Raw genomic sequence first — 12,607 nt, 5'->3', positions numbered from 1 at the left:
CTGCGGTCAGCGTGGTTTTACCGTGGTCAACGTGCCCAATCGTGCCGATGTTGACGTGCGGTTTTGTACGCTCAAACTTTTCCTTTGCCATTCCTCAGGCGCCCTTTTGCGATTTGGGGGACCCTTGGTCCCGTGGTTACATCTGCGCGCGCGAGATATTTGGTTCAAAGGGGAAAATCAAGCACATCCTGCGTGAAAAGCAGGTTAAGATGCCGGATTTTGCGTAACAACACCGGATTCGAGCGGTTGGATCAGGTCTGGACGACGATCAAACCAGCCATTGTCTTTATGTTCCTCGGCCAACCATTCCTCGACTCGGTCCGCGACCTTCAGTGCAAGCCCGCTCATCTGCTCTTCTTTAGTCCGTTCGTGGCCAGAGCCCTTCAAAGCACTGCCGCCGGTCGTGTCCTCGAGAACCTGGAACTGCTTGCCCTTGGCAAGGAACTCTTTTTTGTTCACGTCATAGACGTTGACCAGGACAATGGCCGTGCTTTTCGGATTGTAGATGACCGGGATACCCGGAGGCGCAAGCATATAGCCTTCGAGGCTGATACCGATGTCGTATTCCTGCACGCCTTCATAGCGACCCAGCCGGATATCAACAGCGTTCTGAATAGCAGCGGTCCATTCATCCGGTGTGGCATCGCGGCTGACCGGCCCCTGCACCGCCTTGTCAGCAAAGGCATAATTGACCCGCAACTTGAATTCGCCCAGCGATTCCGGCTCTTCATAAAGCTGCGTTTGCGTGCAGGCGCCCATAAGGGCCAATCCGGTGATCAAAGTCAGAATGCGCAGCATAGGTTCATCTCGATAGGCCTGTTTTTCTTTGGTCTAGCGCACCGATACGGCCTGTGCCAAGCCGTATCAGCGAAATTCTACCTGCGTCCAGCGCATATTCACGAGAATTTATAGTCACGCGGGAAACCATAGGGTGGCTTTTTCCCAACACTAGCGCGCTTGGCGAGCCATTGGGACATATCCGGCTCGTGCCGGGTTTTATCCCCACCCATCGACCACTTGAGACCCTCTTCCCAATTGAAGGTGGTCAGGTCGGACAAGCCGCCATCCAGCTCAAGTGTGCCCTGCCGTCCACGCGCCATGTTGTATTTCTGCAGACGCACACCTTTGCCGCGGGTCATCTCGGGCAATTCTTCGGTTGGGAAGACCAGGAATTTACCGTTCTGAGACACCACCGCCACGTGATCGCCATCGATGGGCTTACAGATCATTGCGGTTTCTTCGCCTTTGACGTTCAGCACCTGTTTACCGTTGCGGGTCTGGGCCAGCACCTCATCCTCGGGCACCATGAACCCGTTACCCGCATCCGAGGCCACAAGCAGCTTGCGCCCGGGTTTATGGATCAGGATGTCGATGATCTGCGCCTCGTTCGGTAGATCGACCATCAGACGCAGCGGCTCGCCCATGCCCCGCCCGCCGGGCAGGTTGGCGGCGCTGACCGTGTAAAATCGCCCGTTCGAGGCAAACACCAGCAGCCGGTCCGTCGTTTCCGCGTGGAAGATGAAACGCGGGCCGTCGCCGTCCTTGAACTTCAGCTCTCGCTTCAGGTCGATATGCCCGGTCATCGCGCGAATCCAGCCCATCTGAGAGCAGACGACCGTGATCGGTTCCTTATCGATCATCGCCTCAAGGGGAACCTCTTCAACCTGTCCGGCTTCGGCAAACTGGGTACGGCGCGCGCCGCCTTCGTAGTCTTTGCCAAAGGTCTTTCTGGTCTCTCTCAACTGCTCGGCGATCTTGGCCCATTGCAAGGCCGGATCGGCCAGCAAGTCCTCGAGATTGGCGCGCTCCATCATCAACGCGTCGCGCTCGCGCACCAGTTCCATCTCTTCCAGACGGCGCAAGCTCCGCAGGCGCATGTTGAGGATCGCGTCAACCTGAACCTCGGACAGCTCGCCCTCACCCGGTTTGGGTGAGACATAGTCGGCCTCACTTGTGGCACGGACATGATCGATCCCCCAGTCCTCGCGCATCAGCGCCGCTTTGGGGTCGTCGTCGTAGCGGATAATGTCGATCACACGGTCGAGGTTCAGGAAGGCAACGATAAAGCCTTCCAGCACTTCCAACCGATGGTCGATCTTCGCCATCCGGTGACGCGAGCGACGCAGCAACACCTCTTGCCGGTGATCCAGGAAGGCGCGCAGCACTTCCTTCATCGAACAGACCTTGGGCGTGACCCCGTCGATCAGCACGTTCATGTTCAGGCTGAAGCGCACCTCAAGATCCGAGTTGCGATAGAGCATTCCCATCAACACCTCGGGGTCCACGTTCTTGGAACGCGGTTCAAGGATCAGGCGGATGTCGTCGGCGGATTCGTCGCGAACATCGGCCAAGATCGGGATTTTCTTAGTTTGGATCAGCTCGGCGATCTTTTCGATCAGCTTGGATTTCTGAACCTGATAGGGGATCTCGGTGACCACGATTTGCCACTGGCCACGGCCCAGATCCTCAACCTCGAACTTACAGCGCAGACGGAAGGACCCGCGCCCGGTGCGATAGGCCTGCGCGATATTCTCGGGCGGCTCGACAATGACGCCACCGGTCGGGAAATCGGGGCCGGGCACATAGTTCAGCAGGGTGTCGTCACGCGCGTCTGGTGTTTTGATCAAATGCAGGCAGGCGTCACACAGCTCGGCGATGTTATGCGGCGGAATGTTTGTCGCCATACCGACCGCGATGCCGCTGGAGCCATTGGCCAGCAGGTTCGGAAACTGCGCGGGCAGCACGACCGGTTCGGTCAGCGTGCCGTCATAGTTATCGCGGAAATCGACGGCGTCCTCGTTCAGACCCTCAAGCAGCGCCTCGGCGACGATGGTCATCCGTGCCTCGGTGTATCGCGAGGCCGCCGGATTATCACCATCGATATTGCCGAAGTTCCCCTGCCCGTCGACCAGCGGGTAACGGACGTTGAAGTCCTGCGCCAGACGCGCCATCGCATCGTAAATCGCGGCGTCGCCGTGCGGGTGATAGTTGCCCATCACGTCGCCGGAAATCTTCGCAGACTTCCGGAAACCACCCGTCGCACTGAGTCGCAACTCGCGCATCGCATAGAGGATTCGCCGGTGAACCGGCTTCAGCCCGTCGCGCGCATCAGGCAGCGCCCGGTGCATGATGGTGGACAAAGCATAGGTCAGATAGCGTTCGCCAATCGCGCGGCGTAGCGGTTCGGCTATCTCGCCCCCGTTGTCGGGGGCCTCCATGTTGGGGTCGTCGATCGTATCGGTCATACATGATGTGATACGCCGCAACCGCGCGCTGGTAAAGCGAGCAACACGCATTTTACTGGGGACAAGTGGCGCTTTTTGCAACAGGGGGAGGCAACCCCCCGATTTCCCCCGTCTTTCGACTTGGACCCTGAAATATGGTACGCTGACTGGATTAGACTGCTGCCTATTTCTTGTATCTTACGATTGACCCTGGGGGATGCGCCATGACGCGCCTTATTGTTTTTACTTTCGCTGCACTTGGTTGGTGCTTTTACGTAATGAGCGGCGGGCCGGATTTCGAACCGCGTGGCCTGCGTGCCGAGCAACCCGCTCGTATTGCAACCGCCCCGACGCAAACCATTGCTCCTGCCCGGGCCGAAGAGCTTGTGACCAATGTCGCAGTTCGTGCGCCAACTACACGTGTGCAACCCAAGCCTGCCGTGGAAGAGGTGGTCGAATTTGTGGCCGATGATGCCACGCTGGGATCTTTCTCAACCATTACGGTTTTCGCGGATCAAGACGCCAACATCACGCTTGCTTCGCTTGAGGACGGTGTCGCCGGGCTGCGCCAGATCACGGATGACGTGCAGGAAGATGTGGCCGAAACACCCGCCATCCCCGAGCCCGAAAAAGACATTCGCGAGATTTCGGGAACCCGCGTGAACATGCGCGACGGGCCGGGTACGATCTATCCGATTGTCGGCAAGGCCACCATCGGTCAGAAGGTCGAAGTACTAAGCGAATCCGGAACCGGCTGGCTGCGCCTGCGCGTGTTGCCTCAGCAACAGGTCGGATGGATTTCGGCCTCGCTGGTGCGAAAAATCGCGAACTGACGCAGCCGTGTCATTGTCCTGACCTGAACCTCGCCATAGCTATAGATCAGGTTCAGATTCAGGAAGACCATGCAAAATACCATTCTTATCACCGGCTGCTCCTCGGGCATTGGACTAGATGCGGCGCACGGCATGCGCGCCCGAGGTTGGCGGGTGTTTGCCTCCTGCCGTCAGCAGCGAGATTGCGACCGGCTGCGGGCTCAAGGGTTTGAAAGCCCGCATATTGATTACACCGACGCCGACAGCATCACCGCGGGGCTGGCTTCGGTGTTTGAGGCGACGGGTGGCACGCTGGATGCGTTGTTCAACAATGGCGCGCATGGCCTGCCCGGTGCGGTCGAGGATTTGCCGACGGATGGCTTGCGCGCAATTTTCGAGGCCAATTTCTTTGGCTGGCACGAGCTGACCCGGCAGGTGATTCCAGCCATGCGGGCGCAAGGACATGGGCGAATCGTTCAGAACTCATCCGTGCTGGGCCTGGTTGCCTATCCCTGGCGCGGCGCCTATGTGGCCACAAAATACGCGGTCGAAGGTCTGACGGACACGCTGCGCCTGGAACTGGCAGATACCGACATCAAGGTTATCCTGATCGAGCCCGGCCCGATCACCTCGAAAATCCGCGAAAACTCGATCCCCTTCTTTGAAAAATTCATCAACTGGCAGAACTCGCCCCTGCGAGAGCGGTACGAATCTTCGTTGTTGAAAAGACTGTACGAATCCTCGGGGCCGGATCGGTTCGAACTACCCGCGTCGGCGGTAACCGACAAGCTGGCCCATGCGGTCGAATCAAAACGGCCACGCGCGCGATACTATGTGACGACGCCGACTTACATCGCCGGATACCTGCGCCGCTTTCTGCCGACCCGCACGATTGATCGCATTCTGTCGGACGTCTGAGGCAATATTACCCGTTCGCTTTTCACACCTACGGGGCTAGATGATAGCCCAAGGAAACAAAAAACGCGGACGGTGTACCCATGGACCTAATGATGGTCGTTTTGCTGTTGGCCATGGCGGCTGTTGTCGTCGTGCTGGCGATTGGCATCTCAAACTTTGGCAAAAGCGGTAAAGAGGCCGCGATGAAAAGCAACAAGATGATGCGCCTGCGCATCCTGTTTCAGTTCATTGCCGTAGTGCTGATCGTGCTTTACGTCTGGTTGCGTGGACAAGGAGCCCAATAGATGGTCGTTCTCAACAAGATTTACACTCGCACTGGCGATGACGGCAAAACCGCTCTGGGTAATGGTGAGCGCGTTGCAAAGTATTCCGGCCGTGTTGCTGCCTATGGCACTGTTGACGAGTTGAACGCATTTGTTGGCGTGGCCCGCACCGAAGCCGAGGGCGATGTCGAAGCCGCCCTGTCCCGTATCCAGAACGATTTGTTCGACTTGGGCGCCGATTTCTGCCGTCCCGACATGGAAAAGGATGCCGAGGCCGACTATCCCCCGCTGCGCGTCGTGCCAGCCCAGATCGACCGGTTGGAAGCGGAAATCGACGCCATGAACGAAGCATTGGAGCCGCTGCGCAGCTTCATTCTGCCGGGTGGTTCGCGTCTGGCGGCACATCTTCACGTGTGCCGCACTGTTTCACGCCGGGCCGAACGGCTGGCGGTAGAGCTGACCAATATGGAACCGGTGAACACGGTTGCGGTGAAATACCTCAACCGTCTCAGCGACTGGTTCTTCGTCGCCGCACGTTGCGCCAATGAAAACGGCACGCGCGATGTGCTTTGGGTTCCGGGGGCGAACCGCTAAGTCGCGGACCATAACGTCAAAAAGCACGAAACGCGACGTCCCAAACCCATGACGTGACGATTTTGCTCTGTTGCAGGGCGAATTCAGACGTTATTCAGTCGTCCGAGAGCATTGGTGGAGTCGCAACGCGGCTTACCGTTTTTTGTGAGGAGCAAGCGCTAAAATGAAGGTACTCGTGCCTGTCAAACGCGTGATTGACTACAATGTGAAGGTTCGCGTGAAAGCGGACGGTAGCGGAGTTGATCTCGCCAATGTCAAAATGTCGATGAACCCGTTCGACGAGATTGCGGTGGAAGAGGCGATCCGCCTGAAAGAAGCCGGCAAGGCGGAAGAGGTTGTAGCCGTTTCGATTGGCGTCAAGCAGGCGCAAGAAACCCTGCGGACCGCGCTGGCCATGGGCGCCGACCGCGCCATTCTGGTTGTGGCCGCCGATGACGTGCATCAAGACATCGAGCCGCTGGCCGTCGCCAAGATCCTGGCCAAGGTGGTCGAAGAAGAGCAGCCGGGCATCGTGCTGTGCGGCAAGCAGGCGATCGATAATGACATGAACGCCACCGGCCAGATGCTGTCGGCCCTGCTGGGTTGGTCGCAAGGCACCTTCGCGTCCGAGCTGGACATCGAAGGCGACGCCGCCAAGATCACCCGCGAGGTGGACGGCGGCCTGCAGACCATCAGCGTCAAGATGCCGACCATCGTGACCGTTGATCTGCGCCTGAACGAGCCGCGCTATGCGTCGCTGCCCAACATCATGAAGGCGAAGAAGAAGCCGCTGGAGGAGAAGACCGCTGCCGATTACGGCGTAGACGTTTCCCCGCGCCTTGAGATCGTCAAGACCGAAGAGCCGCCGGCGCGTGCTGCGGGCATCATTGTTGGCTCGGTTGATGAGCTGGTTACGAAACTCAAAGATGCGGGGGCTGTGTAATGGCTGTTCTTCTTCTTGCCGAGGTTAACAATGGCGAGCTGGCGCTGGACGCCACCGCCAAGGCCGTCAATGCCGCCAAGGCTCTGGGCGACATTACCGTTCTGGCCGCTGGCGGTTCCGCCGCTGCTGCTGGAGAAGCCGCTGCCAAGATCGACGGTGTGTCCAAGGTTCTGGTTGCCGAAGACGACTCGCTGGGCCACCGCCTGGCGGAATCGACCGCCGCACTGATCGTGTCGCTGGCCGACGGGTATGAGCACATCGTTGCCCCTGCCACCACCGACGCCAAGAACGTGATGCCGCGAGTTGCCGCGCTGCTGGACGTGATGGTGATCTCGGACGCGTCGGGTGTGGTCGACGGCTCGACCTTCGAGCGCCCGATCTATGCGGGCAACGCCATCCAGACTGTGAAATCGAACGACGCCAAAAAGGTTGTCACTCTGCGGACCGCCAGCTTTGACGCGGCGGGCGAAGGCGGATCGGCCGCGGTCGAGACCGTTTCGGTTCCGGGCTCCGAAGGCCTGTCGTCCTGGGTCGAGGACAAGGTCGCCGAAAGCGACCGGCCGGAACTGACTTCGGCTGGGGTCGTTGTCTCGGGCGGACGTGGTGTCGGCTCGGAAGACGATTTCAAACTGATCGAAGGTCTGGCCGACAAGTTGGGCGCGGCGGTTGGTGCCTCGCGCGCGGCGGTCGATTCGGGCTATGCGCCGAACGACTGGCAGATTGGGCAGACCGGTAAGGTTGTTGCCCCGGACCTGTATGTCGCCGTCGGTATCTCGGGTGCGATCCAGCACCTGGCCGGTATGAAGGACAGCAAGGTCATCGTCGCGATCAACAAGGACGAAGAAGCACCGATCTTCCAGGTCGCAGACTTCGGACTGGTTGCCGACCTGTTCCAGGCCGTGCCAGAACTGACCGAAAAGCTTGGCTGATAGCAGGAAAAGATTTTTCGCCGAAAAATCTAGCAAGGCCCGCCACGTGGCGGGCCTTTTTCATTGCAGGTTCCGAATGGGTCCGACCAATGCCTCCGCGATTGACCGATGTGCCGCCGGGCCAATCATGTGCTCGGCCATCGGCTGTTGTAATGTACCGAACAACATATCCTCAAGCTCATCAGATTGCCCGGACACATAAGCCGTGCCTTCGACACAATCGGCGCAGAAAGGCCGCACGGCCTTTAGCATTTCAGGAGTGACTGTGATTGGTGCCCTCTCTTCCTGACGTTCATCATTTTTTTGCGGCAGCACCTTCAGCGCCAGCAGCAGGACCGGTACCTTCAACCTTTGCAGCAGATCGCTGATTTGCCGAACCCAGTTGCGACGCAGCTCTTCTGCCACAACCTCAAAGCGGGCATCCTGACAGTCTTGCAAACGCCGCATCAAGTGGCCCACAAAATGGACATCGGTAAAGTCAACCTCGGGGTAGAGGTCGATCAGATCCTGAGTTTGTGCCAAAACCCGGTCGTTGCGCCGGGGATGGACACGGTAAAAGTGGTTTGACTGGCTCAGAACCCCGGGCGCCTGTAACACACACAGTTCGGCCCCATTCAACAGCGTGAACAGGCCTGCATCGCCGCACAGCGCCTCGACCCCGCAATACAGGCTGCCCAAATTCAGACAGCGCCGGTCCAGCCTGTCCTCTAGAATCGCTGCATAAGGACGGTCAACAAATCGCCCATAGGTCTCATCCCCGCCGACACAGGTCATATAGGCCGTGTCCAAAGACCTCTCTGGTCCCCGAAACCAAAGACGTGATTGACCGTATTGGCATACGGAGTGCCCGGCACCTGCCGAGCCTGTTTGATGATAGCTCACAACACTCACCCATTTTTCACCCGGTTGCCATCTTGCAGCCGCATGTCTTGATAAATTCCTAATGCGCGCAATTTAGACAAATTCGATGGGTCCGATCCCCTTGCCGCCCCTACCGATCTGCCGGTACTGTCCCTTCAATCCCGAGACACAGAGGCATCAGAACATGGACGTAAAATCAGTCGGAGTGATTGGCGCAGGCCAGATGGGCAATGGTATCGCCCACGTCCTGGCCCTTGCGGAATATGACGTTCTGCTGAATGACGTGAACCAGGATGCACTGGAAGCTGCCGTCGCCGCAATCGAAGGCAACATGGCGCGTCAAGCCTCGCGCGGGAAAATTACCGATGAGGCGATGCAAGCCGCCCTTAAACGCGTAAGGACGACACTGGCATTGCCGGAATTGGGGCAAACGGACCTGGTGATCGAGGCCGCCACCGAGCGAGAATCAATCAAGCAGGCGATCTTCGAGGATTTGCAGCCGCACCTGCAACCGCACACGATTCTGACGTCGAACACGTCGTCAATTTCAATCACCCGCCTGGCCAGTCGTACAGACCGGCCTGAACGGTTTATGGGGTTTCACTTTATGAACCCGGTGCCAGTGATGCAGCTGGTCGAATTGATTCGCGGGATCGCCACGGACGAAGAGACCTTCAACACTTGCAAATCCGTGGTGGATCGTCTGGGTAAAACCGCCGCCAGCGCCGAGGATTTCCCCGCCTTCATCGTGAACCGCATTCTGATGCCGATGATCAACGAGGCGGTCTATACCTTGTACGAAGGCGTGGGCAATGTGCAATCCATCGACCAATCCATGAAATTGGGCGCCAATCACCCGATGGGGCCGTTGGAATTGGCCGATTTCATTGGTTTGGACACCTGTTTGGCTATCATGAATGTGCTGCACGAAGGATTAGCCGACACAAAATACCGCCCCTGCCCGTTGCTGACCAAATATGTCGAAGCCGGATGGCTGGGCCGAAAAACCGAACGTGGGTTTTATGACTATCGGGGCGAGGTTCCGATTCCGACCCGCTAAGGCAGAGGGGGCCAGCCCCCTCACCCCCGAGGTATTTTGGCCCGATGAAGAAACGGATCAGTTTTTTTGCGTTTCGGCCAGCGACATTGTGCGTTTTCTGAGCCAAGCCATGAAGCCACGCGGGTCGCGTTCCAGCAATTGCATGTCCTCGTCCGAGATCGGATCGCCGATAACCGGTGATTGCGGTTTGTTGCACGACCGCACGATCTCATGCAGCAGAAGGCCTTGTCGCAGGATCGGGGACAGCTTGTTGGCAATCTGATAGGCGCGAGAGTTTCTGCCCGGAAAGAAGATCGGAACCACTTTGGCACCGGACCGGCGGATCATCTTGGCAGTGAACACGTTCCACTCCCGCTCTTGCGCCGGGCCGAACCAGTCGTCCGAGGACATCACCACACCTGACGGGAACAAGGCAACGACACCACCTTCTTTCAGGTGGTCCATCGACTTGCTGCGCATTTCCAGCATCTTGGTTTGCGCCTCGGGGTCATGGGGAAATGGCACTGGGATCATGAACGATGTCGCGGCTTCGTCCAGCCCCGTCAGAACAGAACGGGTCAGGATGCGGTAATCGCTGCGCACCTGGCCAATGAGTTCAGCCAAGATCATCCCGTCAACCATACCGTGGGGGTGGTTCGCCACCACAACAACGGGACCTTCTTTAGGTATACGGGCGATTTGTTCCTGAGGGGTGGTCAGGTCGATGCCCATCGTCTTGAGCGCACCACCCCAGAACCGTTGGCCGCGATAATATTCGTTCTTCTTTTCGAACTTGTTGACCATACGCAGAATGGTCAGCTTGCCAGTACACCATTCGATGGCGCGAATGGCCGTCGACGTCCAGACATCATCGAACGAATTCGCATAGGTCAGGGTTCTACGATCGTAGATCTCACCCTGATCTGTGGTCCCATCCACCACTGGGCCGGTCTTCGTCTCGTGCGTTGTTTCCGCCAATTCCAGGTCTTCCCGTTCTTCGTTGCGCGGCGGATGAAATCAGAAACCTTCCCCGAACTTGTCGTTCACCAGGGTTTCCAAGGCATCAGCCAACGCCTCAGCATCCGGTCCGGACGTCTCGACGTCAATAGTCGTTCCGCGCGAGGCTGCCAACATCAAAAGGCCCATTATACTATCGCCGGATGCAGAAAATCCGTCTTTGGATACTTCGGCCTGTGCGTCAAAGCCCTCGACCACCTCAACCAACTTGGCCGAGGCGCGGGCATGCAAACCTTTTTCATTAATGATTTTCAGGCTTCGATTGGTCATTCTTAATCTGTCCGGTCTTCTTCTAATGTAATGTTTTGCGCATTGATATATTTGCGTCCAGCCTCCATCGCCTGCCGTACTGAATCTGCTATGGGCAGGTGGCGGGTTTTGGCCAGTTTGATCAACATAGGCAGATTTGCACCGTAAAGGATACGGCGATCCTGTGGCGCGCAGGCCCGCAAGCTCAGGTTCGACGGGCTGCCCCCGAACAGATCAGTTACAACAACAACCCCATCCCCGACATCGACGCTGTCAGCAGCCGCACAGATTTCAGCCTGTTTTGCGGCACGGTCGTGGTCAGCCTCGATCGAAATCGCGACTAGGCCGGGCTGCTTTCCGACCACATGTTGCATGGCGGCCAGATACTCTTTGGCCAACCCACCATGTGCTACGAGTACGATCCCGATCAATCCGGCCTCACATTCAACGATCGACGTTCTATTTCGCGGTGCCTAATTGCCACTTGCTGCCCCTCCTCTGCAAGGGCCTTTGCAACCGCTTCGGCCATGGCCACCGATCTGTGTTGCCCTCCGGTACACCCAAAGGCCACGGACAGGTGTGCTTTGCCTTCGGCACGGAAGGTCGGCAACAAGAGTTTTAGCAGATCCACCACCCGGTCGAAAAAAGGTGCGTAGTTCGTGTCCGATTGTACATAGCGCGCGACATCGGGGTTTCGACCATCTTTCGCCCGCAAGTCAGGGCGCCAGTACGGATTGTCCAGAAACCGACAGTCAAACACCATATCCAACCCGCGCGGCAAACCGCGCTTGTACGAGAAAGATTCAATCGAAACAGCCAGATGCCGTCCGCCTTTGGGAGCGAACCAGCGTTCGACCTCTTCGCGTAATTGGTGGACGTTCAGCGGGCTGGAGTCGATCAATGTGTCGGCGATTTCGCGGATCGGAGCCAACAGTTCTTTTTCCTGCCGCACACCGGTTTCCGGGCTGGCATCTGTGGCCACAGGGTGCCTACGCCGGGTTTCCGAGAAACGCCGCAGCAATACCTCGTCGCTGCAATCCAGATAGAGGGTAGTCAAGTCTACCTGCTCCATCCGCCGCAGCCGGACCGCCAGCTCAATAAACCCGATGGTCGAGAAATCGCGGTTGCGTGCGTCGATGCCCAGCGCCATAGGACGATCGCTTTGCGGACCGTCCAGCAGGCGCATCAAAAGACCCATCGGCAGGTTATCGATGGCTTCAAAACCCAGATCTTCAAGAACGCGAATCGCCGTCGAGCGCCCGGCGCCCGAGGGGCCGGTTACCAGAACGATGCGCCGTTGCGAAGTCATGTGCTGGGCCATTCCGGGTCCACGCGTCCCATTTTCAAAAGTTGCATGAGTGCTGCCGCCAAATTGGGGACGCCTGCCGCCCGTAGCAAGGGAACGGATTGCTTTAGAACTAGGGTCTTATCGGGATCGGGCAAGCGGGCGGATTCGTTTTGATCAAGATCCACCACATAGCGGATCGGCGTTGTCCCCGCCGTGTGCGCCCGAAGCAAACCAATGCCCCGTGCCTCGATCAATCCACGTAGGTTTGGAGCAGTATCAGCCATAGCCGTATCGCCCACCATCGACAGGGCAACTCGGTCGTCAGCCACCAAAGTTGCGCCATGCGCCATCATCTGCAAGGCCAGCGCCGATTTGCCCGAACCCGACTGCCCCAGAATCAATGCGCCTTGCCCGTCGACGGCAACACATGTCGCATGGAGGATGGCCTTGTCTTGATGTTGGATGTCCAAGAGGGTTTTGCCGCTCATGCG

Annotated in this window: 16 protein-coding genes; 7 read left to right on the top strand and 9 right to left on the bottom strand. The window is 58.1% G+C overall.

The window, feature by feature from the left end; genetic code table 11:
* From ACR0AL_RS12515 to ACR0AL_RS12505, 3 genes are all read right to left on the bottom strand, one after another.
* A partial coding sequence (locus ACR0AL_RS12515) for a GTP-binding protein (protein ID WP_215675807.1) occupies positions 1 to 91 on the bottom strand: 91 nt, incomplete at its 3' end.
* 113 nt (positions 92 to 204) lie between these two features.
* On the bottom strand, positions 205 to 798 hold the full coding sequence (locus tag ACR0AL_RS12510; protein WP_170360073.1) for a hypothetical protein: 594 nt from the start codon (positions 796 to 798) through the stop codon (positions 205 to 207).
* 98 nt (positions 799 to 896) lie between these two features.
* Complete coding sequence (locus ACR0AL_RS12505; protein WP_480663241.1) at positions 897 to 3,245, bottom strand: DNA topoisomerase IV subunit A; 2,349 nt, start codon at positions 3,243 to 3,245, stop codon at positions 897 to 899.
* A gap of 203 nt (positions 3,246 to 3,448) precedes the next feature.
* On the opposite strand from ACR0AL_RS12505, the gene ACR0AL_RS12500 reads away from it, so the two are divergent.
* The 6 genes from ACR0AL_RS12500 to ACR0AL_RS12475 all read left to right on the top strand — a co-directional run bounded on the left by ACR0AL_RS12500 (position 3,449) and on the right by ACR0AL_RS12475 (position 7,662).
* On the top strand, positions 3,449 to 4,057 hold the full coding sequence (locus tag ACR0AL_RS12500) for an SH3 domain-containing protein (RefSeq protein ID WP_480663239.1): 609 nt from the start codon (positions 3,449 to 3,451) through the stop codon (positions 4,055 to 4,057).
* 69 nt (positions 4,058 to 4,126) lie between these two features.
* Positions 4,127 to 4,954: an SDR family NAD(P)-dependent oxidoreductase gene (locus tag ACR0AL_RS12495; protein WP_480663237.1), complete on the top strand. Its 828-nt coding sequence runs from the start codon at positions 4,127 to 4,129 to the stop codon at positions 4,952 to 4,954.
* 80 nt (positions 4,955 to 5,034) lie between these two features.
* Complete coding sequence (locus tag ACR0AL_RS12490) at positions 5,035 to 5,238, top strand: twin transmembrane helix small protein (protein ID WP_170350405.1); 204 nt, start codon at positions 5,035 to 5,037, stop codon at positions 5,236 to 5,238.
* Complete coding sequence (locus tag ACR0AL_RS12485; RefSeq protein WP_170350403.1) at positions 5,239 to 5,811, top strand: cob(I)yrinic acid a,c-diamide adenosyltransferase; 573 nt, start codon at positions 5,239 to 5,241, stop codon at positions 5,809 to 5,811.
* A gap of 163 nt (positions 5,812 to 5,974) precedes the next feature.
* Positions 5,975 to 6,733, top strand: coding sequence for an electron transfer flavoprotein subunit beta/FixA family protein (locus tag ACR0AL_RS12480; protein WP_170350401.1), 759 nt, complete (start codon positions 5,975 to 5,977; stop codon positions 6,731 to 6,733).
* Entirely contained in the window at positions 6,733 to 7,662 is a 930-nt protein-coding gene (locus ACR0AL_RS12475; RefSeq protein WP_170350399.1) for an electron transfer flavoprotein subunit alpha/FixB family protein, read from the top strand. Before ACR0AL_RS12480 ends, ACR0AL_RS12475 begins: the two co-directional genes overlap by 1 nt.
* A gap of 60 nt (positions 7,663 to 7,722) precedes the next feature.
* Here ACR0AL_RS12475 and ACR0AL_RS12470 read toward each other — a convergent pair whose 3' ends face one another.
* Positions 7,723 to 8,544 (bottom strand): DUF6473 family protein, encoded by an 822-nt coding sequence (locus ACR0AL_RS12470; protein WP_368040143.1) that lies wholly within the window; start codon positions 8,542 to 8,544, stop codon positions 7,723 to 7,725.
* A 163-nt stretch (positions 8,545 to 8,707) separates the two neighbouring features.
* On the opposite strand from ACR0AL_RS12470, the gene ACR0AL_RS12465 reads away from it, so the two are divergent.
* A complete protein-coding gene (locus ACR0AL_RS12465; RefSeq protein ID WP_480663235.1) occupies positions 8,708 to 9,583 on the top strand; it encodes a 3-hydroxybutyryl-CoA dehydrogenase in 876 nt (291 codons plus the stop codon).
* A gap of 57 nt (positions 9,584 to 9,640) precedes the next feature.
* Here the strand turns inward: ACR0AL_RS12465 and ACR0AL_RS12460 are convergent, their stop codons facing one another.
* Genes ACR0AL_RS12460 through ACR0AL_RS12440 form a run of 5 tightly spaced genes read right to left on the bottom strand, consistent with a single transcriptional unit; the run spans position 9,641 to position 12,604 of the window.
* The gene (locus ACR0AL_RS12460; protein WP_170350394.1) at positions 9,641 to 10,540 is read right to left on the bottom strand and encodes a lysophospholipid acyltransferase family protein; all 900 of its coding nucleotides are present in this window, start codon (positions 10,538 to 10,540) and stop codon (positions 9,641 to 9,643) included.
* Positions 10,541 to 10,579: 39 nt separating this feature from the next.
* Positions 10,580 to 10,849: an HPr family phosphocarrier protein gene (locus tag ACR0AL_RS12455; protein WP_170328297.1), complete on the bottom strand. Its 270-nt coding sequence runs from the start codon at positions 10,847 to 10,849 to the stop codon at positions 10,580 to 10,582.
* Positions 10,850 to 10,851: 2 nt separating this feature from the next.
* The gene (locus tag ACR0AL_RS12450) at positions 10,852 to 11,259 is read right to left on the bottom strand and encodes a PTS sugar transporter subunit IIA (RefSeq protein WP_170350392.1); all 408 of its coding nucleotides are present in this window, start codon (positions 11,257 to 11,259) and stop codon (positions 10,852 to 10,854) included.
* Complete coding sequence (gene rapZ, locus ACR0AL_RS12445; RefSeq protein ID WP_254428536.1) at positions 11,256 to 12,149, bottom strand: RNase adapter RapZ; 894 nt, start codon at positions 12,147 to 12,149, stop codon at positions 11,256 to 11,258. Before rapZ ends, ACR0AL_RS12450 begins: the two co-directional genes overlap by 4 nt.
* Positions 12,134 to 12,604 carry an HPr kinase/phosphorylase gene (locus ACR0AL_RS12440; protein WP_170350390.1) on the bottom strand — a complete coding sequence of 157 codons (471 nt, stop codon included), beginning with the start codon at positions 12,602 to 12,604 and terminating at the stop codon, positions 12,134 to 12,136. The genes rapZ and ACR0AL_RS12440 overlap by 16 nt, the downstream gene beginning before the upstream one ends.
* Between the last annotated feature and the right edge of the window lie 3 nt (positions 12,605 to 12,607).

This window comes from Ruegeria sp. BB1 (genome assembly GCF_056539465.1).
Note: the sequence above shows the minus strand (reverse complement) of the source record. Positions and strands in the feature narration are given on the sequence as shown.

Coding starts and splice junctions, on each gene's coding strand:
- ACR0AL_RS12510 (WP_170360073.1), bottom strand. CDS start 798: ATGCTGCGCATTCTGACTTTGATCACCGGATTGGCCCTTATGGGCGCC.
- ACR0AL_RS12505 (WP_480663241.1), bottom strand. CDS start 3,245: ATGACCGATACGATCGACGACCCCAACATGGAGGCCCCCGACAACGGG.
- ACR0AL_RS12500 (WP_480663239.1), top strand. CDS start 3,449: ATGACGCGCCTTATTGTTTTTACTTTCGCTGCACTTGGTTGGTGCTTT.
- ACR0AL_RS12495 (WP_480663237.1), top strand. CDS start 4,127: ATGCAAAATACCATTCTTATCACCGGCTGCTCCTCGGGCATTGGACTA.
- ACR0AL_RS12490 (WP_170350405.1), top strand. CDS start 5,035: ATGGACCTAATGATGGTCGTTTTGCTGTTGGCCATGGCGGCTGTTGTC.
- ACR0AL_RS12485 (WP_170350403.1), top strand. CDS start 5,239: ATGGTCGTTCTCAACAAGATTTACACTCGCACTGGCGATGACGGCAAA.
- ACR0AL_RS12480 (WP_170350401.1), top strand. CDS start 5,975: ATGAAGGTACTCGTGCCTGTCAAACGCGTGATTGACTACAATGTGAAG.
- ACR0AL_RS12475 (WP_170350399.1), top strand. CDS start 6,733: ATGGCTGTTCTTCTTCTTGCCGAGGTTAACAATGGCGAGCTGGCGCTG.
- ACR0AL_RS12465 (WP_480663235.1), top strand. CDS start 8,708: ATGGACGTAAAATCAGTCGGAGTGATTGGCGCAGGCCAGATGGGCAAT.
- ACR0AL_RS12455 (WP_170328297.1), bottom strand. CDS start 10,849: ATGACCAATCGAAGCCTGAAAATCATTAATGAAAAAGGTTTGCATGCC.
- rapZ (WP_254428536.1), bottom strand. CDS start 12,149: ATGGCCCAGCACATGACTTCGCAACGGCGCATCGTTCTGGTAACCGGC.
- ACR0AL_RS12440 (WP_170350390.1), bottom strand. CDS start 12,604: ATGAGCGGCAAAACCCTCTTGGACATCCAACATCAAGACAAGGCCATC.